Annotated in this window: 19 protein-coding genes; 6 read left to right on the forward strand and 13 right to left on the reverse strand. The window is 68.6% G+C overall.

The window, feature by feature from the left end:
* Positions 1 to 366: 366 nt before the first annotated feature.
* The 6 genes from ABIC47_RS01430 to ABIC47_RS01455 all read right to left on the reverse strand — a co-directional run bounded on the left by ABIC47_RS01430 (position 367) and on the right by ABIC47_RS01455 (position 13,321).
* Positions 367 to 6,675 carry an RHS repeat domain-containing protein gene (locus tag ABIC47_RS01430; protein WP_354476604.1) on the reverse strand — a complete coding sequence of 2,103 codons (6,309 nt, stop codon included), beginning with the start codon at positions 6,673 to 6,675 and terminating at the stop codon, positions 367 to 369.
* Between the two features lie 28 nt (positions 6,676 to 6,703).
* Entirely contained in the window at positions 6,704 to 9,901 is a 3,198-nt protein-coding gene (locus ABIC47_RS01435; RefSeq protein WP_354476606.1) for a LamG-like jellyroll fold domain-containing protein, read from the reverse strand.
* Between the two features lie 177 nt (positions 9,902 to 10,078).
* The gene (locus ABIC47_RS01440) at positions 10,079 to 10,378 is read right to left on the reverse strand and encodes a hypothetical protein (protein ID WP_354476608.1); all 300 of its coding nucleotides are present in this window, start codon (positions 10,376 to 10,378) and stop codon (positions 10,079 to 10,081) included.
* Positions 10,379 to 10,492: 114 nt separating this feature from the next.
* Positions 10,493 to 11,695, reverse strand: a complete 1,203-nt coding sequence (locus ABIC47_RS01445) for an AAA family ATPase (RefSeq protein ID WP_354476610.1) — start codon at positions 11,693 to 11,695, stop codon at positions 10,493 to 10,495.
* A 52-nt stretch (positions 11,696 to 11,747) separates the two neighbouring features.
* Positions 11,748 to 12,647, reverse strand: a complete 900-nt coding sequence (locus tag ABIC47_RS01450) for a DUF6578 domain-containing protein (protein WP_354476612.1) — start codon at positions 12,645 to 12,647, stop codon at positions 11,748 to 11,750.
* 44 nt (positions 12,648 to 12,691) lie between these two features.
* A complete protein-coding gene (locus ABIC47_RS01455; protein ID WP_354476614.1) occupies positions 12,692 to 13,321 on the reverse strand; it encodes a hypothetical protein in 630 nt (209 codons plus the stop codon).
* A 176-nt stretch (positions 13,322 to 13,497) separates the two neighbouring features.
* Between ABIC47_RS01455 and ABIC47_RS01460 the strand changes: the two genes are divergently transcribed.
* Complete coding sequence (locus tag ABIC47_RS01460; protein ID WP_354476616.1) at positions 13,498 to 14,052, forward strand: transporter; 555 nt, start codon at positions 13,498 to 13,500, stop codon at positions 14,050 to 14,052.
* A 13-nt stretch (positions 14,053 to 14,065) separates the two neighbouring features.
* Here the strand turns inward: ABIC47_RS01460 and ABIC47_RS01465 are convergent, their stop codons facing one another.
* Positions 14,066 to 14,671 carry a DUF4232 domain-containing protein gene (locus tag ABIC47_RS01465; protein WP_354476618.1) on the reverse strand — a complete coding sequence of 202 codons (606 nt, stop codon included), beginning with the start codon at positions 14,669 to 14,671 and terminating at the stop codon, positions 14,066 to 14,068.
* A 105-nt stretch (positions 14,672 to 14,776) separates the two neighbouring features.
* Here ABIC47_RS01465 and ABIC47_RS01470 point away from each other — a divergent pair, with 105 nt between their 5' ends.
* Complete coding sequence (locus tag ABIC47_RS01470) at positions 14,777 to 15,871, forward strand: calcium:cation antiporter (protein WP_018191839.1); 1,095 nt, start codon at positions 14,777 to 14,779, stop codon at positions 15,869 to 15,871.
* Between the two features lie 72 nt (positions 15,872 to 15,943).
* Here ABIC47_RS01470 and ABIC47_RS01475 read toward each other — a convergent pair whose 3' ends face one another.
* Complete coding sequence (locus tag ABIC47_RS01475) at positions 15,944 to 16,519, reverse strand: TetR/AcrR family transcriptional regulator (RefSeq protein WP_354476620.1); 576 nt, start codon at positions 16,517 to 16,519, stop codon at positions 15,944 to 15,946.
* Between the two features lie 92 nt (positions 16,520 to 16,611).
* Here ABIC47_RS01475 and ABIC47_RS01480 point away from each other — a divergent pair, with 92 nt between their 5' ends.
* Positions 16,612 to 17,316, forward strand: coding sequence for an SDR family oxidoreductase (locus ABIC47_RS01480; protein WP_354476621.1), 705 nt, complete (start codon positions 16,612 to 16,614; stop codon positions 17,314 to 17,316).
* Here ABIC47_RS01480 and ABIC47_RS01485 read toward each other — a convergent pair.
* Together ABIC47_RS01485 and ABIC47_RS01490 are read right to left on the reverse strand one after the other, a co-directional pair.
* A complete protein-coding gene (locus ABIC47_RS01485) occupies positions 17,295 to 18,230 on the reverse strand; it encodes an aldose 1-epimerase family protein (RefSeq protein WP_020077017.1) in 936 nt (311 codons plus the stop codon). The two genes, ABIC47_RS01480 and ABIC47_RS01485, sit on opposite strands and share 22 nt — an antisense overlap.
* 16 nt (positions 18,231 to 18,246) lie before the next feature.
* Positions 18,247 to 19,032 (reverse strand): DeoR/GlpR family DNA-binding transcription regulator, encoded by a 786-nt coding sequence (locus tag ABIC47_RS01490; protein WP_089876934.1) that lies wholly within the window; start codon positions 19,030 to 19,032, stop codon positions 18,247 to 18,249.
* Between the two features lie 82 nt (positions 19,033 to 19,114).
* On the opposite strand from ABIC47_RS01490, the gene galT reads away from it, so the two are divergent.
* From galT to ABIC47_RS01505, 3 genes are all read left to right on the forward strand, one after another.
* Entirely contained in the window at positions 19,115 to 20,329 is a 1,215-nt protein-coding gene (gene galT, locus ABIC47_RS01495; protein WP_354476624.1) for a galactose-1-phosphate uridylyltransferase, read from the forward strand.
* Positions 20,326 to 21,486 (forward strand): galactokinase, encoded by a 1,161-nt coding sequence (gene galK / locus ABIC47_RS01500; protein WP_089876938.1) that lies wholly within the window; start codon positions 20,326 to 20,328, stop codon positions 21,484 to 21,486. Before galT ends, galK begins: the two co-directional genes overlap by 4 nt.
* 68 nt (positions 21,487 to 21,554) lie before the next feature.
* Positions 21,555 to 22,361, forward strand: a complete 807-nt coding sequence (locus tag ABIC47_RS01505) for an MBL fold metallo-hydrolase (RefSeq protein WP_354476626.1) — start codon at positions 21,555 to 21,557, stop codon at positions 22,359 to 22,361.
* A 107-nt stretch (positions 22,362 to 22,468) separates the two neighbouring features.
* Here ABIC47_RS01505 and ABIC47_RS01510 read toward each other — a convergent pair whose 3' ends face one another.
* From ABIC47_RS01510 to glyA, 3 genes are all read right to left on the reverse strand, one after another.
* Positions 22,469 to 22,957: a YbaK/EbsC family protein gene (locus ABIC47_RS01510; protein ID WP_354476628.1), complete on the reverse strand. Its 489-nt coding sequence runs from the start codon at positions 22,955 to 22,957 to the stop codon at positions 22,469 to 22,471.
* Positions 22,954 to 23,835: a bifunctional methylenetetrahydrofolate dehydrogenase/methenyltetrahydrofolate cyclohydrolase gene (locus ABIC47_RS01515; RefSeq protein ID WP_018191848.1), complete on the reverse strand. Its 882-nt coding sequence runs from the start codon at positions 23,833 to 23,835 to the stop codon at positions 22,954 to 22,956. Before ABIC47_RS01515 ends, ABIC47_RS01510 begins: the two co-directional genes overlap by 4 nt.
* Positions 23,836 to 23,947: 112 nt before the next feature.
* Entirely contained in the window at positions 23,948 to 25,273 is a 1,326-nt protein-coding gene (gene glyA / locus ABIC47_RS01520; protein WP_354476630.1) for a serine hydroxymethyltransferase, read from the reverse strand.
* Positions 25,274 to 25,287: the final 14 nt, after the last annotated feature.

The following is a 25,287-nucleotide window of genomic DNA, read 5'->3' on the forward strand; positions in this document are numbered from 1 at the left end:
CTTCGCCGCCTCCCTCGTCGGTCTGAAGGTTGTTCCCTCTGCCCCCGGCCACTGGCAGACCGTCCCGGTAGAAGTGATCTGCTTCAAGGTGCACTCGACCGCTCATATACGACCATCTGCCGACGAAATCTAACTCGCTATTCCAATCCGGCTCCGTCTCGAGCGCCCGCTGAAACACAGGCGAAGGAAGGCCACACCCCCAAGCCTCGCCATCTTTCGCGAGTATAAGTACGGCGCGCTGGCCGTCGGGACCATCGCTGACCCACGAACCCCTCAATTCAGAACTTTGCGTGGGCGCCGCCGAACAGCCCACGGAGGCGAGTATCAGAACAAGCAGCGGAAGGGCCGTAATGAGTCGTTTTTGCGTCACCAGGTTATTGTCTGCTTCCACGTGAAGGTTTCGTTGATCGGAGTGAAGGGGCCGCTACCCTGAATGGAGTCTCTCGCAGTAACCCAGGCGTTGAGAGGCTCCCTCACCGCCGGGAGAAGTCCGAATGCAGAACCCGCCGTTGAAATGTTGCTTCCAGAAAAGATTATGTCTGCGGTGTGAGCGCCACGATCGACGTTCGCCACCTTCGCAGTTGCAACATAGGAGCCCAGAGCAGCGAGCGCCTTGTCTTCCTCGCCGGACGAAGCCAGCAAGAGATAAGTCTTAATATCGCGAAGCAAATTAGGCAGCCCCTTGCTGTCCTGAGAATGGTAGCTTGCGTCTTCTTCGAAGGTACTCCGCTCGCCGTTGCGTAATCTCTTTCGAATCTCAGCGAGAGCTGCGGTGGTTGCATCGTCCGTCATGAGGCCGTTGAGAAGGGAGGATCCCTGACCATAGTGGAGCGCCTTGGGTGCTTGTCCTAGCGCGAAACCAGTGATCAAGTTGTACGCCGCACCCTCGCCGAGACACACGCCCGAGCATCGGGTGTCCTGCGCCCAACTAGAGGTGCTCGACTTTGTACGTAGGATCTTGTCGACTTGATATCGACCATAGTCACTGCTCGAATTGCCGGAGGAGCCTACGCCCGGTTTGACGTACGCGGGGCCAGGGGCCGCAGCGCTTCCCTTCGACCCGATGCAGTTCGTATGCATCGACAGCGAGTCATTAGTGACGTTGTAGCACTTGCCGTCTGCATCACTGAAAGTGATCGGGCTATTCGACGCATACCGATAGCCGTTGTTTTGAGACGGATTCTCGGGCGCGAGTACCTCGTCAACGGAGGCAAAGGTTCCAAGTAGCGGGTCGTAGGCGCGTGCCCCCAGCTGGACAAGCGTCCCAAAAGTGGTAACGGGAGCGTTCAGGTACCCGTGACTGCTTCCCCATAGCGGGCTCACACCACGAGGATTTCCATAGGGGTCCGCAAATCGGCGAGTGAGCGCGCCCGTCGCCTGGTCGAGGGCGATGTCCTGCGTGCCATTTAGATCGCCGGAGTCCCATGCAACGCTCGACCCCGTGGTCCCTACCTTCGTTGATCGTTCGGCAACCACGACTCCCGCGACTGTGTACGTGCGAACGGCCGAAATTGCTGAGGCCCCTGGCGGGAGCGTTAGTTCGGTCTCGCTCAGGAAGAGCCTGGATCCCGACTTAGAGTCGCTCTGAACAAGCAGATTCCCATCGGCGTCATACAGGCGGATTTCTGTTCCCTCGGCCGTAGCGACTGTGGAAAGCTTGCCCGATTCATCCCATCCGAGCGTTTGGCTATCCCTAGTGATCATGTTTCCACTGGCGTCGTATGAATACGAAGACTGCCCGGCAGACGCCACCGCATGGGGGTGCGGTTGTCCAGCCACTGGGTAGCCATACGGGGTGGAGGTGTCGCCAGCCGCCGCGTGACTGGTCGTAGAAGTACGGTTTCCCGTCGCCGGGTCGACCGCGTACGAGGTCCAGTAGGGCGCCGCTCCGCCGAGTCCCGCCACTGTCGGGTCGGCGGCGCAGTCCGTGGTGCTGGGCGTCCACGCTTCGGTGAGTGCACGCATGGCGTCGTACCGGAAGCACTGCGTGTCTGTGCCGGTGAGGCCCGTTGTTTGGATGCTTGTGACATCCCCGGCCGGATTGCGCTTGTAGAGCCGGTTCGCTTGGGTACCGGAGCCGGTCGGCGTAGACGCGGTGTCGATGACCTGATTGCGCTGCCCGGTGCTCGGGTCGTAGCCGAAGGTGGTGTTCAACGTGTACCCACTGGTGCCGCGCGTGATGGCGGCGAGCTGACCGGTCGGGCTGTAGGAGGTGACCCCGTACATCGTCGCGCCCTGAACGTTGTCGACACTGCCGATGCCGTTGTACCCGATGCGGATGCGCTCGAGCGGCAGCCCTCCGATCGCCGGGAGAGTGCGCTGTTGCGGCAGGCCTGCGTTGTTGTAGGTCATCGTCACCGTGTACGTGGTGCCGCCGAACGCCGGCGCTCCTGCCGGGATCTTCACCGTGGTGGACGTCGGGTTGTAAAGGTCGTCGTAGCTGTCGGTGGACGTGACGTAGGCCAGTCCCGGAGTGGTTGCCGTCGAGCCGGTGTAGCTCGTCGCCGACGCCGGCTTGCCCTTCGCCGCCGTGTCGTAGGTCCACGATGCCAGCAGCGGGCCGGTTATCGATCCGGAGCGCTTCTCGGTCTTGCGGTTGAGGTCGTCGTACTTGTAGACGAGGACCTGACCTCGAGCGTCCGTGGTGGAAAGGACGTTACCCGCGAGATCGTAGCTGGAGGTGGTGTGACCGGAGTCGGGGTCGTCGGCGACGATCTGGTTGCCTTGCAGGTCGTACTGCCACGACCACGCGTTTCCTGCCGGATCCGTCATCCGGGCGAGCTTGCCTGCCGGCGTGTACGCGTAGGAGGTCGTGAGTCCGCTACCGGTCGGAGTGGGCGCCTGATACTGAGTGAGTGCTGTCTTCTGACCGGCCGAGTTGGTGATCGTACTGGCCGGAGTGCCGCCTGTGGGCGGGGTGACGTCCACCCGGTCGGCACCGGGGTACCCGGTTGTGGTGCGGTAGCTCTCGTTGCCGTAGGTGTAAAGGATCGACGCGGTTGTGCGCCCGGCGGCGTCGTAGACCGTGTCCGTACGGGAAGGCACCTGCGCCATGCTCGTGGGAATGAACAGGCTGCTCGATGGGGCGGCCGTTGCCCAGTACGGCAATGTGCTCGAAATCGTCCGGCCTTGGGAGTCGTAGGCGGTGTCGGTCATCACACCCCCGCTCTGTACCGCCTTGGCCTGGTGCTGCACGATCCGGCCCAGACCGTCATACAGGTCGTAGGCGGTGATGGTGCTGCCCGGGATGGTGGACTCGGTGGCCACCGTTGAAGCGAGGCTCTGGGACAGGTTGTACGTGTATTTCGTCGACGGGGCAGTCGGATAGGTCGTCTGGGACTTGTTGGGAAGCCACACGCCCGTGCGCCGGCCGAGGGCATCGTAGCTGGCGGATGTGATCTTGCTGTTCTCATCCGTCGCTTTGAGCACGGCGCCCCATGCGGGGTCGAACTCCGTGCTGGAGGTCCAGCCGAGTGGGTTGGTGACGACCACCTTGGTCGTCGGCCCGCCGGTGCCGGCCGGCGTGTACGCCGTCTTGGTGATCCGGTTGAGGGCGTCCGTGACCTGCACAGTCCGGCCCATCGCGTCATAGCCGGTCGTGGCGATGGTCGACCACGTCTTCGAAGTTCCGGTCATCGACGTGACGGTTTCGACCGTGGTCGGGTCACCGGTCGTCGGAGCCGCTCCTGGAGCTTGGCCGTCATAACTCGTGCGCACATCGCTGATGAGCCGGTCGGCCTCCGCTGTGGCTGCCTGGTCACACGTCCCTGCAGTCGTGAGAGATTCCGCCACGCTTCCGATGAGGTGGCGGCTGGTGTTCGCCGGCGCGTACGTGGTGGTGACGCACGTCGCCGGCGCGTCCGTGTGGGTGGTCTGCACGCTCGTCGGCAGCCCCCAGGTGGGGTCGTAACTCGTTGTCGTGGTCGTGGATCGAGTCCCGCCGGTCGATACGGGCTCGACCACCACGACTTGAGAGTCGCCGGTGTACCACGAGGAATGCACACCGTCATTGGCGGTCGGTGCGGACCCCCACGGCGTGGTGGTCGTCGTCGAGAGGACTGCTCCCCCGACGCCGAGAGCGGCGACCTGTTCGCGGATCTTCCCGGCGAACGGGCGGTAGTCGGGGACGCCACCCACCTGGACGGACTTCACTCCGCCCGCGGGTGACGCTTTGTCGCCATCCAATCCGCGGAAGAAGGTGTACTTGGTGACGTTCTGCTCGGACGGCTTCGTCGCCTGTCCGACGCGAACCTCGGTGGTGTCGAAACCAGCGAAGATCGACCAGGTCCGCTTTTCCGCCGGAGCGAGCGGAGAATCGTTGTACCGCCAAGCGGGCGTGCCGTAGACGTAGTACTTCTCGACGGCAGGCGCACCGGCTCCCCCGGTGTTGGGGTTGTCGATGACGCTGGTGACGACGTACTTGTGGAACAGATCCTGTTGGGGCGCCTGCGGTGGCGTCACCGACGGCGACCACCACTGCGGGTAGCAGCGTTTGATGTTCGATTGCGGTGCTGCGAAGATCGCTGCCCGGTCGGCGGGCACGCACTCCTGGGCCGAGTAGTTGACACTGACGGTCGCGCCGAGCTCGGTCTTGATGGATCCGATCCGCCACTTGTCGAGCGGCGCGAGGCCGTCAACAGCCCAGACCCGGTTCTGGAGGACCGCGCCGCCGAAGCTCACCGTCGGCTCGGTCAAGGTGGCGGTACCGGAATAGCCGGTGTGGGTGACACTGTCCAGCCAAAGCGCAGGCGACGTCCCATCGCCCGGAGCGGGGAAGGACTGCTTGAGCGCCCACGAGTCGACGTCCTTGTAGGTACCGGCCGACAGGACCTGCGTCTTCACTGTCGACAGTTTCGACGTGGTCCAGAATGTTGGCGACACCAGGCCTGCGCAGGTGCCGGACGCGCACAGCTGGTCGAACGGGATGTCGGGATAGGAGGCGGCGTTCGCCGGCTTGACGGCGTTGCCGGCCGCCGGCTGCGTGGTGCACTGTGCGCCGCTGCCGTCGGAGCAGCGCCCGTTCTTGTCGTAGCTGAAGAACACCTTGCCCGACGCGGCGTTTGCACCGAAGACGGTGGAAGCGCTGAGGCCGTATTCGATGTGCTCGAGCTCACCGCCGCGCACATAAGCGGTCGCAGTCGACCCGTTCTTCGCGTACATGTTCGTCTGCGCGTTGTAGTAATACGCTTCCGCGTTGCCATGCACGTCGACGACATAGTCGAGGTTCCACCGCCACGCCAGCTGGCAGGATGACGCCGCGAAAGTGTCGGCATGGCACGGCTCGCCCGCGTCGTTGCCGAACACCGGCACCGTCCAGGCCGAATTGGTGGTCGGCTTCCCCGCGACGTATCCGGGGAGCTGGTTCAGCCCGAAGAAGTACTGAGTGCCGTCAGTGGTGACCATCTGCCAGCAGGCGGTGTCGGCGGTGCCGTTGGAGGCGCACGGCGCTCCCTTGTACTCCGTGAAACGCGTGCCGTCGTCGGCGGCGAGGCGGTACTGGTTGGTGGCACCGACCCGGATCAGCTCGCCGGAGTGGCCCGCGAAGGAGACGGTGGCATTCGCGTTCTTGAAGCACAGATCACCGGAGGTCTTCACCGGCCCCGACGCACCGTCGTCCACTGCGCAGCCGACATAGGAGCGCTCGATGAATCCGCTTCCGGCGAGAGACCAGCCCTCACCGATCGCGGATGGCTGGTTGTTGGTCGAGCCCGTGAGCCCATCGACGGACTGAGAGTCGTACGACAGCGCGAGGTCGGGGGCCGGGCCGGCAGGCGCCGGCGGGATTCGCAGCGGATACTTCCAGCTGAATGTCCCGGTTTGCGCTGACACATCCCATGCCGCCGATGGCTTGAGCGACGTAGCTGTGAAATCCCCTGTCCCGGACGCGCCCGTCGCGGTGGCGAGGGCCATCATCAGTACTGGTGCGCGACCGATCGTCGGGGCCGCTGTCACCGTTCCGGACTCGGAATCCACTTCCGACGGAACAGAGGTGGCCTTCTTCCGCAGGTCCTTCCCGGACTTGGGCAGCGCCGTCCCGTCGAGCTGAACCCAGTGGGCGCGGGAGGCGAAGTCCGCGCCATACGCCGCAGCCAGGACCTTCGTCGGAATCCGAACCCCGATCGCCGCCTCGGTCGCAGAACCGTCTGCGCGGCTCAGTTGTACGATCGGGCCGGCCGCGCCGAGCTTCTCGGCACTCGCGGACGGGAGGAACTTCACAGAGACCTTCTCGGCCCGGTCTTTGGCCTTGGCCTTCGCGGTCCCCATCTTGGAAGCTTCGAGCTGCTTGCGCGCATCCGCAGCGGACTGCGTGTCTCCCGCGCTGGCGACCGTGAGTCCGGTGTCGCCGACCGGATGCCACTTCCCGTCGACGACGACGGCGGATCGACCGGCCGTGTCGTCGACCGCGATCGACTCGCCCTTCGCCCCGCCGTCGATATCGACCTGATAGTCGCCCGTTGGCGCGGGGGCGGTGGAGATCGCAGCCGACTCCGGGGGTGTGCCGCCCTTGCCGACGTGCTCTTTCGCGGCAGAGCCGGGCACGACCTTCGCCCACGCCGGAGGTGTCGGCGCCTCAGCGGCGGAGGAAGGCGCGCCCTGCAGGGTGGCTGCGACCAGCGTGGCGATGACGAGGCCGCCGAGCGCCGAGCTGCGAGTTAACCAAGTGGAGAATGTCACGTCGAATCCTCAGTTTCGTTGCAGCGTGTCAGGGAGCGGGGACGGGGACTTGGGACAGCGCGGTCCGTGGCAACGCCACCGGATAGAGAGACACGTCTGCGATCTGCCCGTCGAGGATCTGCAACGGTGTGGATCCCGAGCCGGCGGCCCCGAACATCACCGCGCCCGTCGCCGCCTTGTCGTCGGCCGGTGGGGTGTAACTGGTCGTGGTCGCCTCAGTGAGGTCCTCGTCGTGAACGACCAGCATGACCTGCTTGTTGATCGCATCCCACACGCCGGAGACGGTCACGAACCGGGGCGTCGCCGGAATCGCTGCACCCTTTGCGCACGCTGTCATGAGGGTCGCGCCCTGGGAGCGGACGCAGAACTGCCAGTAGCCGCCCGAGTTCTGGAGATAGAACCCGGCGTTGGTAGCCCCGCTGGCCGAGACGATCGTCTGGGCTTCGCTCCCACCGTTGGCCTTCACTCGGGCCGAGACCGTGAACGATTTGGTGGTGTCCACCACGCCCGCCGCTGTGGTGGTGGGGACGTAGACCGCGACGAAGCCCCGGCTTCCTTCGACGGCTGCGCCACCCTCACAGGCCGGAACGACGCTGACGAAGTAGTCCGTCCCGATCCGGCAACGGAAGATCTCCCGAGCCTGATACCCCGACGGAACGTCCGCCGCGGTCTTCCAGTCATAGCCGAGCGGGCGACCTGTGAGCCCGGTTCCCTCGCACGTCGCGGACGTGGAGAGCATGTTGCCCACGCCGTACTTGCACGCATAGAGCACTTGCGAGTTCACGGGTTGTTTGCTGCCCGCACCGTATCGGGCGACGTGACCGACGGGGAATTCGAGGGTGTATCCGGGCACCTGTCCCCCGTCTACCTCGGTGGCGTGCCCGACTCCCGCCTTCACGTAGCGATTCAGGGCGGTCAGCCCGACCGACGTCAGCTGCGGATCGTTCTCGCCGGCATCAGTCCCCCAGCCGTTGAAGCTCCCCATCGTGACAGCGGCCGTCCCGATCACATCGGAGAGCCCGACCGGCGGATCCGTGTCCGCCTTCCACAGGTGACCACCGGACAGATCCAGCGGCAGCGTAGCGTCCACCTGCGCGCCTGCCGCGGAGGAGTTGGTCGCCGCATCGAACGACACGTTTCCGGCTTTGTCGTACGCGGCCACCCACAGTGTCGAGGGATTCGCGATCGGCGCAACGGTGACGGTCGCCCCTCCCGAAGCGGAGGCGCAGATCACGCGCACGGTCCCCACCACTCCTGCGCCGCACCCTGGCAACTCCGTGGTGTACGAGGTGACCGGAGCCGCCGGGCTGGAGCTCGTCTTCGCGGTGTCCGTCCACCAGAGTTGGTAGCCGGCGATCTGTTCACCAGGCGCCGGCGTGATGGTGGCCGTCAGAGGCGATCCGATCCGGGCGCCCCCTGACGTATCGATGGAGACCGTCGGTAGTGCCGGCGCGCTCGAGTCGACGACGAAATAGCACCACGGAGAATCCGTCGCGGAGTCCTGGATGTTGTCGCTTCCTCTCGCCGACCACGCGTATTTCTCACCGTCGACGAGCTTCTCCACAGCGCTCAGCGTCGCGGAGGCCGGATCGATCGTGTAGGTCAAGTTGGCGCCCTGAGCCTGGAAGGACGTCGGGGTGGTCTTCACGGCACCGGTCGAGATCCTCTTGAGGAAGAAGTTGGCTGCCGTCAGCTGATCGGTGTCCGGGTCGGTGACGTTCACCTTCATCGTGATCTTCGCTTTCCCGTACACATAGGAGGGATTGTTCGGATCGGTGCTGCAGCCGCGCGAGGGCGCGGTCATTGCGGGATTCGCCGGCTGATTCGGCCGGGAGTTGTAGGTGACCGTGAGTTTTGCATCCCAGCGGAAGTGCTTGCGGGACAGCGAATTCCCTTCGTCGGCGGTCCTGAGGGCCAACACGATGAACGGAGCCGAGTATGTCGCGGCGTCCTGCGCCGTGGGAGTAGCGGAGAACCCGACCCACGCCGGGTTGGGGCTGCACGGACCGCCGTTGTTGTATGCCTGGGCATCGATCGCGCGCACCCATAGGCCGGGGTCGGTGTTCCAGGTGAAGCCGACAGCCGAGCCACCGTACTGCCAGAGTTGGGTCCACGTGCTCGCGCAACTGTTGGCCCAGTTCTGCACGACATCGAAATGGGCGCTCGAAACAGATTTCCCGGCGAGGAAACTCGTATCGAACCGATAGAAGGCCCGGGACAGATAGCCGACACCGTTCTGAATGCCGTAGCCAACGCTGTTCTCCGGCGGGTTCAAGTACGCCTGATTCGGGTAGGCCCGGTCTGTGTACCAGTCGTACTGCAGGTATGCGCTCCAGTCCGGGTCCACGTACAGCGGATATGTCACGTCCCCGTCGGTCACGGCTCCGACGTCCAGCACCGACTGCGAGCCGTCCACTGTCGCCTCGACGGCTTTCGGCTCCACCGCCCCCGGTGACTCCGCGCTGGCGCTTTCATGCGACGAATCCCACCACAGTGGCGTTGCGGCGACCACGGGGTCCCCCGACCCGGTGTGGGCCTGCATGGTGTCCGTCTCGGTCGCCATCACCAGCCGAGCGCCCTTGATCGTCAGACGAACCTCGTCCAGCCGCGGGTCGGCTGCCGCATCCGCTGTCTTCACGACCAGGACTTCACGCATACCGGCCTTCGTCGCGGTCACCCTCAGGTCCACGTCCGGCAGGACGTTCGCGAACACGGCAACGCTCTTGCTCACGGTCGGCACCGGAAGATCGCCATACGGCCAGCTCTCACTGACCCAGTCGCCCGACTCCGACTTCACCGAGACGATGAGCGGGGAACCGCCTTTGCCGATTCGCACCGGCACGGCAGCGACCTTCGGTTCGTAGCCGCTTTCCTTCTCGACAAGTGTCGTATCCACAGCAGTCCAGACGCCGCCGACTTCCGCCTGTTCGGGCACCTGGCTGCTCACTGCCTCCATGTACCCGTCAGGGCGCGCCTTGACCAGGACGTTCGGCGATGACTGGTCTGCGACGACGACCTCGTGGTTGTGGGTTGCGGCCACCTCACGGGCCTCCGCCTCGGACTCGACCTGCTGAGAATCGGCAGGCGCCTCAGCGGCCGGCGCGCTGTCCATGGCTTGCGCCGGCTGTGGGGCGGCGAGCGATCCGGCCCCGAATGCGACGCACAGGCCCGCGGCGAGCAGAAAAGCGGGCATCCGGTATGAACCGGCAGCAGAGAACAACTTCACGAAAAATCCCCCCGAGACACTGGCCGCCCCCGGCGGCCAAGCCACACCCTAGCCGCCCGGCGAATTCTTAATCAATTCTCATGGAACTGTAGGGACCATCGTGGTATGCCCCAGTTCGGGGGCTTGACCCGAGGGAAGGTCATCCAGCCCGAGAGAAGCGCTAGCTGACAGCGGCGCTCACCCTCGGCGCGTCGCTCGCGGAGCCCGCACTAGCACCACAGTGAGGACGACGGTCACCAGGACGCTGTAGAGCCAGCCGCCGACGACCGCGAGCAGCACGAGCCAGTGCTGGGACGACGGCGTCGCCGCGACGGACCAGATGGCAGCGGCGAGGAAGGCGGACATGACCAACGTGGCCGTCCACCGCGCGGTCAGCCGCCAGGCCATCCCCCACGTGCTCACCGGCCGCGGGGGCGTCGTGACACCCGCCAGCCATCCGCCGGGCTGCGCGAGTCCCGACGCTCGGCTCTCTTTCATGGGTCGACCGCCAGGCGCTGTCCCGTCAGCGGGCGCGCGACCATGCGGTCCCATCGGTGCCGCCGGCCGGGGTCACTCACACGCCAGAATCTACACCGGAGCCGCAATGAGCATTCAGCGGGTGGGCCAGTGCCAGCTGGGACGGTCGAGGAGGCCCTCCTGGCCGCGCACGTGGGTCTCCCCCAGCTGCTTCTCCAGGTGGATGCGGCTCACGTCGTCGACGAGGTCGCGGTCGGCCGCGGAACGCTGGATCGCATCCTGCAGGTCGGGAGAGTGCGTGACGACCACGAGCTGCGCGTTGGCCGACGCGGCGACGATGAGGGAGCCGAGGGCTGGCAGCAGGTCCGGGTGCAGGCTGGTCTCCGGCTCGTTGACGACCAGCAGCTGCGGCGGACGCGGTGACAGCAGCGCGGCCGCCCAGAGCAGGAAGCGCAGGGTGCCGTCCGACAGCTCCGCGCCCGCGAGCGGACGGAGCAGCCCGGGCTGCCGGACGGCCACCGAGAACTGGGCGCCGTCGACCACGATCTCGACCCGGCTGCCGGGGAACGCCGCATCAACGGCCGCGTCGAAGGGGTCGCCGCCGCCCGACTCGCGGATGGTCTGGATGGCCGCCGCGACATCCGTTCCGTCGGCGGCGAGCACCGGCGTGCGGGTTCCGAGCTGCGGAAGCCGCGCCGGGGCCGCCGTGTCGGTGCGGAAGTGGTCGTAGAAGCGCCACGCGCGCAGGTTCTCGCGCACCCGCAGCACCTCCGGGGCACGGACAGGATCGACGACCTCGGTGAGGATGCTCTCGAACGTGCGCAGGGTCTTGCCGAGCTCCGTCCAGCCGCCGTCGTCACCGCGCACGCGGACGTGGCCGCCGCGCCGCTCGGCCGCCAGGCTCGACGGTCGAGGCGCCGGACCCGTCCACACGGTCTCCAGCTTCAGCTCGGGATCGCGGCCGAAAGCGGTGTCCTTGCTGGGCTGCGGCAGTCCGAGGTCGAGGGCGTAGCCGAGGCCAACGCCGCCGTCGTCGAGCTGAACGCCCAGCCGGAGCGCGACCGGATCACGACGCACGGTTCCCTGGACGGGCGCGTCGCCCTGGAGCATCGCCCGGCCGAGGCGCTCCGGACCGGCCCACAGGGTGGAGTCGAGGCCGCCCTCGCGCGCGATCGCGACGACCACCTCATCCCGCCCGCACCCGGCCAGCAGGCGCAACGCCCGGTAGAGCGACGACTTGCCCGCCCCGTTCGCACCGGTCACCACGGTCAGCCGCCCCAACGGGATGACGAGGTCGCGCAGCGAGCGGTAGCCGGAGACGGCGACGGTGGAGATCACTCCGGGATCGTATCGGGGGCCGCCGACGCGAGTGGATGCGCGCGACCTGCCATCAGACTTCGTCGCTCCACGGAAGGAAAGGATTTCCGGACCGCGCGCGCTCGATCCGCTCGTGGTCGGAACCTCCCAGCATCACGACGTCGCCGCCGAGGGGAAACCGCGAGACGGTCGTCGTCGCCTCGTATGCGCGCCCATCTGCCGTCGTCGCGACGGAGACGATCGTCCAGTCCTCCTCCGTCTCGGAGAAGCGCCCGGCCGCGGCTGCGGCGACGAGGTCGCAGAGGACGGCGACGCCAGCTTCGTCGTCGGTCAGCGTCCACTCCGCATGCTCGATCTCCGCCGTGAGCTGATCGAGGTAGGCGTTCCACCGCACAGCGGCCGCCCCTTCCCGACGCGGCTGCAGCGTGACGGAGGCGTCCTCGCGGCCGCGGAGCACATCCACCGCGTCTCCGAACTCCGACGCGACTTCCGCGACCAGCGTCGTCAGCAGGGGCAGGACCCGCGACGGCGGCGGGCGATCGATGTCGAGCGCAGGCGACAGCTCGACCTCGGGAGCGGGATCGGGCAGGCGCGTATCGGAGGGGATGCTGATGCGCACCCGGTAGTCCGGGCCGCCATAACCCGCCGGGTGGTCTTCGGTCGGCACCCGGTCGACATCGCGTTCGATCCGATCCTCCGGGTCGTTGGTGCGGTAGTGAGCACCGGGGACCGGGACCAACCGCTCGTACGACGCCACGATCCGCTCGACGCGCCCGGTGACATCGGCGAGAGGCACACGGTCATCAACGGGATGGAGCTCATGGAGATACGTGGGCACGCCATCCTGGGCCGACAGATCCTCAACCGGGGCTCGAACCGTCAGCGTCACGTCCTCGCCCGCTGCGAAGGGGACGCCGCAGCAGCCGAACTCAGCGCTGAACACGAGAACGTCGATGTCGGAGGTGGCGTCCATGGAGCAACGGTACCGGGAGGCGCCAGCCTCGACGAGCTTTCGGATCAGTCGCCGAGCGTCCCCTCGTGCGCATTCAGGAACGCCGCGACCTCTCGATACCGGATGAGGCTGACGATGCCGGAGGCGGCGAAGAGCACCACGGCCGCCGCGAACAACCAGGTGGCCCAGAAAATGCCGCTCGAGATCGCCGACCCCACCGCCATGAGCGTCAGAGCGACCACCAGCGGCACGTATCCCCACGTCGCCCGCTGAGATTGCCGTGCGGCCGCGACGATCACGGTCGCATGCCGCGTGTCGAGCGCTTCCTTGCCGCGGAGTTGGCGGACGGCGGACTTCCGTTCCTCCCGCGAGAGAGGGCTCAGCACCGCTCGCCATCGCGGGATGTAGTGACCGGTGCGTCTCCCCCAGACGAAAGCGACCACTGCGACCGCGAACCCCAACCCGCTGATGCTCCAGCCGATGAGGACATGCGACTGGATGACGGCAGCGTCAGTGTGCTCCGGGCGCGAGGGAAGCAGGAGAGCGAAGAGCATGCCCGTTACAACGCCCACGAGAACGAGCACCACGATCCACAACAGCGTGGTGCCGCGACGGTGCATCAACCGTTCGTCGACCTCTCCCGCCGCGAGCCGCTCCGCAGCGGCCCAGCGGTCATTCTCCTCGATCCGCGTCATCCTCCGCCTCCCGGGCGCCACGGTATCCCCGATTCGCTCGCAATGCGAGGAATTCTCATGCGATCGCGGTTACCGCACCGCTACGACGAGGCGGACGACCCAGCGCGGTCTCTCATCGGTCCCTCAGCGGAAATCATGCAACGAACTGTTCACCGAGCGGCCCTAGCGTTGCGACCGTGACCATCTCGCGCCCGAGCGTGCCGGATGTCGATGCCGGCACTCCGCGCTCGACGCCGGCCGTGGATGCGGCGACCCGCACCCGGTCCGGGATGCTGGCGCGTGCGGTCCGGCTCTGGCCGGGAGCTGCGGCGCTGATGCTGGGCTGCGTTGCGGCCATCGCGATGCTCGGCGTCGCGGCCGCCTCCGAGTTCCCACTGTTCTCCGAGGCGTCGGCCGAGCGCGGGCGGGACTGCACGACGATCCGGAGCGCGCGCCACGCCCTCGACGCCGCGCTGGATGCACACCTCGCGGCGCTCGGCGCGCATCCCGTCGAGGCGGGGTCGGCGATCCAAGAGGCCGTTACGACGTTCCGCGCGGACACGAGCGACATCGCGACGGACGCCGTGGAGCGCGCCCTCGATCCCGTCGACCGGAGGCTGGACGAACTGCAGGGCGCCGTCGACGGGCAGGCCTTCGCCGGCGACCCCGCCGCGGCACTCGCCGACGCGAACAGGGCCGCGGCAGATCTGCGGGAGTCGTGGGACGGACCGCTCGCCCGCGTCTGCCAGTGACTCGGATGCCGGGTCAGCTGCCGGCGACCAGCGCCCCGACGGTGAGCAGCGACACCGAATCCTTCGTGCAGGCCGTCACGCCCGCGTCCTTCACGAACAGCGACTCGGTCGACCCGGGCGGGTAGACCCGGAAGCGGTCGGCCTGCTTCGGAGCACAGTCCGCCTCGGGGTAGTTCAGCGCCTGGGTGATGCGCAGCGGCGCCTGCGCGGTGCCGCCCGGCTTGAGCACGACGGTCGGATGCGGTGTACTGCGGTCGAACTCGGCCGCGGCACCCAGCTGTGTGCCGTTTCCATCGCCGACGAACGACACCCCCGGCCAGCCCTGCAGAGAGCATTCGCTGGAACCGTTGTTCGTGAGCACGAGGGTCACCTCGACGCTGCCCGCCGCCCCGCCGCCACCCTGTGCGATAGTCCCGGAGAGGTCTCCCGTGTCGCACTGGCCGTCGATCGGCGTCGAGGGCGCCGTGGAGGTCGGGGTCGGCCGTGATGTCGAGGTGGTGGATGCGGAGGGCGATCCGGTCGGCGACGGACTCGGCGAGACGCATCCCGCCAGGAGGACGGCGAACGTGAAGGCGCCGGCGGTCGCGGAGAGCGCGCGGAGGGTCGGAGTCCCGGTCATGCGCCCATCCAACAGGTACCCGGCAGCCGAACCCGCGGGACCCGCCGGACGACGGCGACGGAACCCGCCCGGGGCCCCCGGAGGGCGGCCTGGCAGGATGGACGCATGAAAGCGCTCGGCACCTGGCTCGCACGATGGTGGACGATCGGGGTGCCGGTGATCGGCGTCGTGGTCCTGGTGGCGTTCTGGGCGGTGGAGCTGAACACGATCGCCGTCATCGTGATCGCCGTGGTCCTGGCCGGGACGGTGCTGGCGGCCGTCCAGCACGCGGAGGTGGTGGCCCACCGGGTCGGGGAGCCGTTCGGTTCGCTGGTTCTCGCCGTCGCGGTCACCATCATCGAGGTGGCCTTGATCGTGACGCTCATGACCACGGGCAAGGACTCCCCTGAGCTCGCGCGCGACACCGTGTTCTCGGCCGTGATGATCACGATGAACGGCATCGTCGGCCTCTCGCTGCTGCTCAGCGCATCCCGCCGCGAGTCCACCGCCTTCAACGCGCAGGGCAGTGGAGCGGCCCTGGCGACAGTCACCGCGCTCGCCACCCTGACGATGGTGCTGCCGAGCTTCACGTCGGCGCCCGGCCCGGTGTTCTCCGGACCGCAGCTGGTGTTCGCGGCGATCGCCTCCCTCGCCCTGTACGGGATGTTCGTCTTCACCCAGACGGTGGCGCACCGCGACTTCTTCCTCCCGGTGGGCAGAAAGGGCAAGCCCCTGACCGAGGACGACCACGCCGAAGCGCCGACCAAGCGCGCGGCCCTGATCAGCCTCGGGCTTCTGCTCGTGTCCCTGGTCGCGGTCGTCGGATTGGCCAAGCTGGAGTCGACACCGATCGAGCGGGCGGTGACCGGGATCGGGCTGCCGCAGTCGTTCGTGGGCGTCGTCATCGCGCTGCTCGTGCTGCTGCCGGAGGGAATCGCCGCAGCCAAGGCGGCATCGCGCAACCGCACGCAGACGAGCCTCAATCTGGCGCTCGGCTCGGCGATGGCGAGCATCGGGCTCACCATCCCGGCGATCGCGGTCGCGTCGATCTGGCTGCCGGGCGCACTGCACCTCGGACTCGGGTCGAGTCAGATCGTTCTGCTGGTGCTGACAGTGCTCGTCAGCATCCTCACCATCGTGCAGGGACGCGCGGTGCGGCTGCAGGGCGGCATCCACCTGGTGCTGTTCGCGGCGTTCATCTTCCTGTCGATCGCGCCCTAGCTCGCGACATTCGTGCCGAATGTGCGGTTTGGGGACGCCAGAACGCACATTCGGCACGAATGTGCGCGCAGGTCAGGCGGCGGTCGCGGCGTCGAAGAGCTGGGCGGCGGCGAGGCGGGCCGCGTCGGGCGTGCCGCCGCGCATGGCGGCACTCGCCGAAGCGCCGTCGAACAGCAGAGTCAGCTGGATGGCGAGGGTGCGGGGGTCAGCAGCTCCGGCGGCCGCGGCCTGGCGCTCGAAGTAGACGGTCAGCTCGTCCTTGAACCCGCGGGCGACCACGGCGGCGGGATGCTCGCGGTCGCGCAGCTCGGTCGCAACGTTGACGAAGGGGCAGCCGTAGAAGTCGCTGGCCTCCGCGGCGGCGTGCAGGGCGTCGAAGACGTGGAGCACGCGGTCCCGTGGGGCGGCACCCTCGTCGGCGTCGAAGTATCCCGTGACGACACGCGGCCCGTACTCCTGGAGCATGGTTGCGACGATCGCATCCTTGCCGTCGAAGTGCTGGTAGATCGAGCGCTTCGAGACCTCGGCCTCCTGAGCGAGCCGGTCGACGCCGACCGCGTTGACGCCCTCGCGCACGAACAGACGTGCGGCGGCCGCGACCACGCGATCCCGCGGCTTCGGCCGGGAGGGGGCGGTGGCTGTGGACATGCCTCGATCCTAGTCAGGCGCTTGCAAAAAGTAAACCGATCTGTGTACATTGCGAGTACACAGATCGGTTTACCTTCGGAAGGACTCCTCACATGACCGACATCACCGGCCGCGTCGCCCTCGTCACCGGCGCCAATCGCGGCCTCGGTGCCGCCTTCGTCGCAGCGCTCCTCGAGCGCGGCGCGACGAAGGTCTACGCCGCCGCCCGCCGCCCCGAGACCGTCACGAGCGACGACCCGCGCGTCGTCCCCCTCGCCCTCGATGTGACCGATACGGACAGCATCCGCCGGGCGGCCGAGGTCGCGAGCGACGTCACGATCCTCGTCAACAACGCGGGCATCGCCGTCAACGAGTCGCTCGTCACCGGCGACCTCGACGAAATCCACCGCGAGTTCGACACCAACTTCTGGGGACCGGTGCTCGTCACGCGCGCCTTCGCCCCCGTCCTCGAGGCCAACGGCGGCGGCGCCATCGTGAACATGCACTCCGCCCTCAGCTGGCTCGCCTTCGGCTCCTACAGCGCGACGAAGGCCGCCCTGTGGTCGGCAAGCAACTCGAGCCGCGTGGAGCTCGCGCCCGCGGGCATCCAGGTCGTCGGCGTCCACGTCGGTTACGTCGACACCGAGATGGCGGCGGACGCGACCGGTGTGAAGGTCCCGCCGCGTCAGGTCGCCGACGAGGCCCTCGACACCGTGCAGGAGGGTGGAGCGGAGGCGATCGTCGGAGAGGTCGCGCAGCAGGTCAAGTCGCACCTCCACGAGGACGTGCGCGTGCTCTACCCCCAGCTGGCCAGGTAGGCCTCGCCGCCGAATCCTTCCGGGCGGACGCCCCAGCTCACCGACCAGGTCTCGCCCGGCTCCAGCCAGCGCAGACCGCGGCCCGAGTTGAGGGCGTTCGCCGGGGCTGTCATGGGCTCGATCGCGAGCGCCACTCCCCCGGGCTTCGTCGCGAACGACCGGTGCGTGAACACCTGCACGTAACGGAACGCCTCATCGGCCCAGAGCACGACCTGGCGGCCGTCATCGGCGGCGAGGATGTGCTCCACCGGCCCGTCGGGCAGGTCGGCGAAGCCGGTGTCGAGCTGCAGCTCGCTGACCCGGCGACCCGCCGAGAGGTCGAACGACGTTCCCGCGACCGGCGACTCGCCGGTGACGTTGCTTCGGTCGTCCGTCTCGAACCGGGTGCGCGCCGCCACGGTGACGGTCAACTGCTCCGGCGGAACGTCCGCGATGCGGAGGTAGGGATGCGCGCCGACGGCCACCGGCGCAGCCGTCTCGCCGGCATTGCTGATGGTGTGGGTGACCTGCAACCCCTCGGTGTGCAGTTCGTGGGTCACCGTGGTGTCGAGAAGGAACGGGTACCCGGGCTCTGGATAGACGGTCGCGGCCTGCGTGACCATCGAGTCGGACTGCTCGACCAGCTCGTACGGGCGGCGCCGCAGCAGGCCGTGGATGGCGTTCCGCTTCGCCGGTTCGGTCAGGTCGAGCTGCCGCGGCTCCCCGTCGAACTCCCACCGGCCGTCCGCGACCCGGTTGGGCCACGGGACGAGCACGATCCCGCAGGCCGAGGGCGGCTGCTCCCCCGAAGGGTAGGGCTCGGTCAGGTCGGATTCGGCGAAGCGCAGGGAGCGGATGCCCGCTCCCACCTGCACGATGGTGGCGCTCAGGTCGCCGAAGTCGAGTTCGTACTGTTCACCGGTGGCGGGTCGCATGGCAACAGATTAGGCCTCAGGCGACGATCACCGGCAGCCCCGCGTCCCGCAGGGCCGCCACCGCCTCCGGTGCAGCCGACTCGCCGGTGACCAGCTCGGCCACCTCATCCACCGCGGCGATCCGGCCGAGATGCGTGCGGCCGAGCTTGCTGCCGTCGGCCACCACGATCGCACGCTCGGCCGAACCGACCATGACGCGCTTGAGGTCGGCCTCGGGCAGGTTCACGTTGGTGATGCCGCCGGTGGGATGCACGCCGGTGCAGCCGATGAAGGCGATGTCGGCGTGCACACGGCCCAGGAGAACGGCGGCGAGCGGCTCGACGAGCGAGTGCTGCAGCGGCCGCAGAGTGCCGCCGGTGACGACGACCTCGAACCGCGGGATGGCGCGTTCCAGTTCTAGCGCGATGGTCAGGCCGTTCGTGATGACCGTCACGTTCTCCAGGTCGTCCCGCTCGACGAGGGCGCGGGCGATAGCGGCGGGGGTCGTTCCGACATCGAGCAGCACGCTGCTGCCGGAGGAGACCATCGCCGCCGCAGCCAGGCCGATCCGGCGCTTCTCCTCTGCCGACGACTCCAGGGCCTCCTCGAAGCTCGGCTCCCGCATCCCTGCTGTTCGCAGCACAGCCCCGCCGTGGACGCGCCGGATGCTCTGCTCGCGGTCGAGCGCATCCAGGTCGCTGCGGACGGTGACGTCGGAGACCTGGAACGCCTCGCTCAGGTCGGACACCCGGGCGAAGCCGGCGCGCCCGATCAGCTCGAGCATTCGTTCGCGCCGGAGCGCCGCGGGGAGGGCTTCGCTCATACGCCCATGCTGGAGCGCTTGCGATTGCTTGTCAATACGAAAGCGGAAGCGGTATCCTCGCTTTCGCAATCGAAAGGATGGCATGGCCTCGATCACGAAGCGTCCCACCCGTCTCTCCGACGGTCGGGACCTCATCTATTACGACGACGCCGACACGATGCTCGGCCCGGAGCGCAAGCCCGACCTCCGGGAGCCGGCACCCCGACCGGCCACCGCGACGATGCGGCAGGACCCACTCACCGGCGAATGGGTCTCCATCGCGGCAGCGCGCCAGAACCGGGTGATGCTCCCACCCGCCGAGCTCGATCCGCTCGCTCCCGCGACACCGACGAACCCGTCCGAGATCCCCGACCTCTACGACGTCGCCGTGTTCGAGAACAAGTCGCCCTCCTTCGGGCCGCTGCTCGTCGACGACAACGCCCCCGAGGGGATCGACGACCTGGCCCAGGTCGGTCTGGGGCGCACACGCACGTCCGTCGGCCGCTGCGAGGTCGTCTGCTTCAGCCCGGCCACCACCGGATCCTTCGGAAGCCTCAGCCCGTCGCGCGCACGCACGGTCATCGAGGCGTGGGCGGACCGCACCACCGAGCTCTCCGCCCTGCCCGGCGTCCGGCAGGTGTTCCCGTTCGAGAACCGCGGCGAGGCCATCGGTGTCACGCTGCACCACCCGCACGGACAGATCTACGCCTACCCGTACATCACGCCGCGCACCTCCGCGCTCATCCGCTCGCTCGACGCGTACGGACCGACGCTGTTCGCCGACATCCTGGAGCGGGAGCGCGCCAGCGAGCGCGTCGTCCTCGCCGGAGAGCACTGGACGGCATACGTGCCGTTCGCCGCGCGCTGGCCGATCGAGATCCACGTGCTCCCGCACCGCCATGTCGCCGACATCTCCGAGACCAACGCCGCCGAGCGGGACGAGCTGGCCACGCTCTACCTCCGGGTGCTGCGCGGGGTGGATGCGCTCTACGACTCCCCCACGCCGTACATCGCCGCGTGGCACCAGGCTCCCGTCGGCGTCCGCCGGGACGAGATCCGCCTCATGCTGCAGCTGACCTCGCCCCGCCGCGGCGCGGATAAGCTGAAGTTCCTGGCCGGCTCGGAGTCGGCCATGGGCGCCTGGGTGGGCGACATCCCGCCCGAGCAGGCGGCCGCTGCACTCCGCGAGGCCGTCGCCGGCGCCGACCGCGACAACCCGGTCGGCGAACTGCCGGTCTCCGTGACCGGGCTCGTCACCGAGCCCGTCGCGGCTCCGGCGGGCGCCGCATCCACTTCCGACCGAGAGGCTGACCGATGACCGACCTGCGCACGGGCGTCCGCGACGACTTCGCCGAGGTGTTCGGCCGCGAACCCGACGGCGTCTGGTCGGCGCCGGGCCGGGTCAACCTGATCGGCGAGCACACCGACTACAACCTGGGATTCGTCCTGCCGTTCGCGATCAACCGGCGCACCGTCGCCGCGGTCGGGGCGCGTGACGACCGCGTCATCCGCGTCGGGAGCACCTTCGCGGACGAGGTGGTCGAGATCCCGCTCGACGATCTGGCGCCCGAGGTGCTCTCCGGCTGGTCGGCGTACCCGCTGGGCGTCGCCTGGGCGCTCGGCCAGTTCGGCACCGACCTTGCCGCCGTGCCGGGCGTCGACATCCTGCTCGACTCCAATGTGCCCGTCGGCGCCGGCCTGTCGTCGTCCGCGGCGATCGAGGGCGCCGTCGCTGTGGCGCTCAACGACCTGTGGCGCCTCGGTTTCGACCGCCGCACCCTCGCCCGGGTCGGCCAGCGCGCCGAGAACGTCGCGGTCGGAGCGCCGACGGGCATCATGGACCAGTCCGCGTCCCTCCTCGGCGAGCGCGACGCGGCCGTCTTCCTCGACTGCCGGTCGCTCGACTCCGAGGTCGTGCCGCTGGGGCTCGAGGCCGCCGGGCTCGAGATCCTCATCATCGACACGGGTGTGACGCACTCCCACGCCACCGGCGGGTACGCCGAGCGCCGCGCCTCGTGCGAAGAGGGCGCGCGCATCCTGGGCGTCGAGGCGCTGCGGGATGTGTCGGTCGGCGACCTCGACCGCGCGCGCGAGCTCATGGACGACGTGACCTTCCGTCGCGTCCGTCACGTCGTCACGGAGGACCAGCGGGTGCTCGACACCGTGCGCACCCTCCGCGAGCAGGGGCCGGCCGCGATCGGCGAGCTGCTCGACGCGTCCCACGTGTCGATGCGCGACGACTTCGAGATCTCGGTGCCCGAGCTCGACCTCGCCGTGGAGACGGCGCAGGCGAACGGCGCGATCGGCGCGCGGATGACCGGCGGCGGCTTCGGAGGCTCGGCCATCGCCCTCGTGCCGACGGACGCGCTCAGCCGCGTGCTCGTCGCGCTGGACGGCGCGTTCGCGGAGCACGGGTTCGGCCAGCCGGACCTCTTCACGGTGCAGGCGTCGGAGGGTGCTCGGCGCGAGAGCTGAGCGGGCGGCCTGTTCGGCCGGTCGGCCGGTTCACCTCCCGGTCACCCTGTGGTGTCACACTGTGACGCGTGAGTGGACAGGGAGTGAACGATCCGGTCGTCGTGTGGCTCGACGCGGACACCGTCCAGGTGCGGCAGCCCAAGACGTCGCACTGGGAGGCGCCGTTCCTCTACCTGCTGTTCGGGCGTGAGCGGGCCCTCCTGATCGACACCGGCGCGACCTCCGATGAGGCGGTGTTCCCGCTGCGAGCGACGGTCGAAGGCCTGATCGCCGACTGGCTGCGGCGCAACCCGGTCGTGTTCGTGCGGCCGTATCCCCTCGTCGTCGCGCACTCGCACGCGCACGGCGACCACATCGCGGGTGATGCGCTCCTGCGAGATCGGCCGGGCACGACGGTCGTCGGCACCAGCCCGGCCGAGGTGATCGGCTTCTTCGGGTTCCCGACCTGGCCGGATGCGGCCGTCACGTACGATCTGGGCCGCCGGGTGATCGACGTCATCGGCGGGCCGGGGCACGAGCCCTCCGCCGTGGTGTTCTTCGACCGACAGACGGGCATCCTGTTCACCGGCGACACCGTCCTCCCCGCCCGGCTGTATGTGCGCGACCTCGGCCAGTACCGGGCGACGATCGAGCGGCTGATCCGCTTCCGCGACGACCCGCCCGCGCCCGTGCGCGAGCTGCGCGGCGCGCACATCGAGATGTCCACGGAGCCGGGCGTGGACTATCCGGCGGGGACGGTGGACCAGCCGGATGAGGCACCGCTGCCGCTGCGCCCGCGCATCCTCGACCGCGTTCTCGCGGCCCTCGGCGAACTCCGCGGCACGCCCGGCGAGCGCGTCGTCACGAAGCGCTTCATCGTCGTCGTCGACCGCTGACCCGCTCCCCTCCGCCCACCGTCGAGTCCGCACACTTTGCACACTCCGACGGCGCGTCGTGTGCAAAGTGTGCGGACTCGACGGTGGGGGCGGGGGTTTAGGAGGGGCTAGGGCTCGACGGGGTGCGGCTCGCCGCCCGTGAGGCGCACCAGCTCGTCGAACGTCGTCGGGAAGACGGTGTGGGCGTGACCCGCGGCGGCCCAGACCTCCGGGTAGCCGGCGAGCGCCACATCCACCACGGTCCGCAGGCTCTGGGGGTGACCGACGGGTGCGACGCCGCCGATCGTCTGCCCGGTCGCCGCCTTGACGGTGTCGGCGTCGGCGCGACGGATGCGGCCGCCGAGCCGCTCGCCGAGGAACGCGGTGTCGACGCGGTGGGCGCCGGAGGTCATCACGAGGAGGGGCTCGCTGTCGATGGTGAAGACGAGCGAGTTCGCGATCGCCCCCACCTCGACCCCGAGCTCGGCGGCGGCAGACGCCGCGGTCGGCGTCGCCGACTCGAACCAGCGGACCCGCGGCTCGACCCCCACCGCGAGCAGCGCCGCCTCGACGCGCTCGACAGCAGGATGCGTCCGCTCGTGCGACGCGTCGGTCACAGCAGCTCCCGCTCCGCCGACTCGACGACGTTCTGCAGCAGCAGCGCGCGCGTCATCGGGCCGACCCCGCCCGGGTTCGGGGAGACCCAGGAGGCGACCTCGGCCACATCCGGAGCCACATCGCCCGCGACGACGCTCTTGCCGGTCACCGGGTCCTCCACGCGGCTCACGCCCACGTCGAGCACGATCGCGCCGGGCTTGACGTTCGCGGCGGTGACCAGCCCGGCGACACCGGCGGCGGCCACGATGATGTCGGCGCGTCGGAGGTGCGCGTCGAGATCGTGGGTTCCGGTGTGGGTGAGCGTGACGGTCGCGTTGTACTCGCGGCGGGTCAGCAGTGCGCCGATCGAGCGGCCGACCGTGACTCCCCGCCCGACGACCACGACATCCTTGCCGCGGATGTCGATGCCATGCCGCAGCATCAGCTCGATCACGCCCCGCGGCGTGCACGGCAAAGGCGACGTGATCGGCCGGTTGACGTTGAGCACGAGGCGGCCGAGGTTCGTCGGGTGCAGGCCGTCCGCATCCTTCGCCGGGTCGACGAGCTCGAGGATCGCGTCGGTGTCGAGGTGGCCCGGCAGCGGCAGCTGCACGATGAAGCCGGTGCAGTCGGGGTCGCCGTTGAGCTCCTCGACCACGGCCTCGAGCTCGGCCTGCGAGATGTCGGCGGGCAGGTCGCGGCGGATGGAGGCGATGCCGACCTCGGCGCAGTCGCGGTGCTTGCCCGCGACGTACCACTGCGAGCCCGGATCGTCGCCGACCAGGATCGTGCCGAGCCCCGGGACGATGCCCTTCTCACGCAGCGCGCTGACGCGCTCCTTCAGCTCCGCCTTGATCGCGGCGGCGGTCGCCTTCCCGTCCAGAATCTGTGCGGTCACGTTGTCTCCTTGCGTTTCCCCCGTCGAGTACACGAAAACTGCACGGCGAACGCCTCGCGAACGTGCAAAGTTCGTGTACTCGACGGTGGGTGGGTCAGATGGAGGGGGTGGGTCAGATGGAGGAGGGGAGCTCGACCTGGACGGCCTCGGCGCCGGACGGCGTCAGGCCCGGGTAGAGCGGGAACGCCGCGGTCAGCGCGTCGACGCGGGCACGCAGCGCGCGGGTGTCCGCACCCGGACGCAGGGCCAGCGCGATGATGTCGGCCACCTCGGTGAACTCGGTGTCGCCGAAGCCGCGGGTCGCGAGCGCCGGGGTGCCGATCCGGAGACCGGAGGTCACCATCGGCGGGCGCGGGTCGAACGGCACGGCGTTGCGGTTCACGGTGATGCCGACCTCGTGCAGCACGTCCTCCGCCTGCTGGCCGTCGAGCTCCGACGTGCGCAGGTCGGCGAGCACGAGGTGCACGTCGGTGCCGCCCGTGAGCACGTCCACACCGGCGGCGCGGGAGTCGTCGGCGGTCAGGCGCTCGGCGAGCAGCTTCGCGCCGCGGATGGTCCGCTCCTGGCGGTCCTTGAACTCCTCCGTCGCCGCGAGCTTGAACGCGGTCGCCTTGGCGGCGATCACGTGCATGAGCGGTCCGCCCTGCTGGCCCGGGAACACGTTGGAGTTGAGCTTCTTAGCGAGCTCGGTGTCGCGGCTCACGATGAAGCCGGAGCGGGGGCCGCCGATGGTCTTGTGGACGGTCGAGCTGACCACGTCGGCGAAGGGCACGGGCGAGGGATGCAGTCCAGCGGCAACGAGACCGGCGAAGTGCGCCATGTCCACCCACAGCTTCGCTCCGACCTCGTCGGCGATCTCACGGAACGCCGCGAAGTCGAGCTGACGCGGGTAAGCCGACCAGCCGGCGATGATGACCTGCGGCTTGTGCTCGAGCGCCTTGTCGCGCACGACGTTCATGTCGACGAGGAACGTCTCGGGGTCGACGCCGTACGACACGGCGTTGTAGAGCTTGCCCGAGAAGTTGAGCTTCATCCCGTGGGTCAGGTGACCGCCGTGGGCGAGCTCCAGGCCCAGGATGGTGTCGCCGGGAGTCGCGATGGCGGAGAGAACCGCAGCGTTGGCCGACGCGCCGGAGTGCGGCTGGACGTTGGCGTACTCGGCGCCGAACAGGGCCTTCGCCCGGTCGATCGCGAGCTGCTCGGCGATGTCGACGTACTCGCAGCCGCCGTAGTAGCGGCGGCCCGGGTAGCCCTCCGCGTACTTGTTGGTGAGGACGGAGCCGACCGCTTCGAGCACCGCGCGCGGCACGAAGTTCTCGGAGGCGATCATCTCGAGGTAGTCGCGCTGGCGGCCGAGCTCGAGCTGCAGCACCTCCGCGATCTCGGGGTCGACCTCCGCCAGAGGGGCGGTGAACGTCGAGGGGAGGGTATCGGTCATTGCCGGCTCCTTCG

It is taken from the genome of Leifsonia sp. 563, assembly GCF_040545055.1.
GTDB lineage: Bacteria > Actinomycetota > Actinomycetes > Actinomycetales > Microbacteriaceae > Leifsonia.

Bases quoted from the DNA above. Each gene is read 5' to 3' on its own strand.
- ABIC47_RS01440 (WP_354476608.1), bottom strand. From the start codon at position 10,378: ATGAAAGAGAGCCGAGCGTCGGGACTCGCGCAGCCCGGCGGATGGCTG.
- ABIC47_RS01450 (WP_354476612.1), bottom strand. From the start codon at position 12,647: ATGGACGCCACCTCCGACATCGACGTTCTCGTGTTCAGCGCTGAGTTC.
- ABIC47_RS01455 (WP_354476614.1), bottom strand. From the start codon at position 13,321: ATGACGCGGATCGAGGAGAATGACCGCTGGGCCGCTGCGGAGCGGCTC.
- ABIC47_RS01465 (WP_354476618.1), bottom strand. From the start codon at position 14,671: ATGACCGGGACTCCGACCCTCCGCGCGCTCTCCGCGACCGCCGGCGCC.
- ABIC47_RS01470 (WP_018191839.1), top strand. From the start codon at position 14,777: ATGAAAGCGCTCGGCACCTGGCTCGCACGATGGTGGACGATCGGGGTG.
- ABIC47_RS01475 (WP_354476620.1), bottom strand. From the start codon at position 16,519: ATGTCCACAGCCACCGCCCCCTCCCGGCCGAAGCCGCGGGATCGCGTG.
- ABIC47_RS01480 (WP_354476621.1), top strand. From the start codon at position 16,612: ATGACCGACATCACCGGCCGCGTCGCCCTCGTCACCGGCGCCAATCGC.
- ABIC47_RS01485 (WP_020077017.1), bottom strand. From the start codon at position 18,230: ATGCGACCCGCCACCGGTGAACAGTACGAACTCGACTTCGGCGACCTG.
- ABIC47_RS01490 (WP_089876934.1), bottom strand. From the start codon at position 19,032: ATGAGCGAAGCCCTCCCCGCGGCGCTCCGGCGCGAACGAATGCTCGAG.
- galT (WP_354476624.1), top strand. From the start codon at position 19,115: ATGGCCTCGATCACGAAGCGTCCCACCCGTCTCTCCGACGGTCGGGAC.
- galK (WP_089876938.1), top strand. From the start codon at position 20,326: ATGACCGACCTGCGCACGGGCGTCCGCGACGACTTCGCCGAGGTGTTC.
- glyA (WP_354476630.1), bottom strand. From the start codon at position 25,273: ATGACCGATACCCTCCCCTCGACGTTCACCGCCCCTCTGGCGGAGGTC.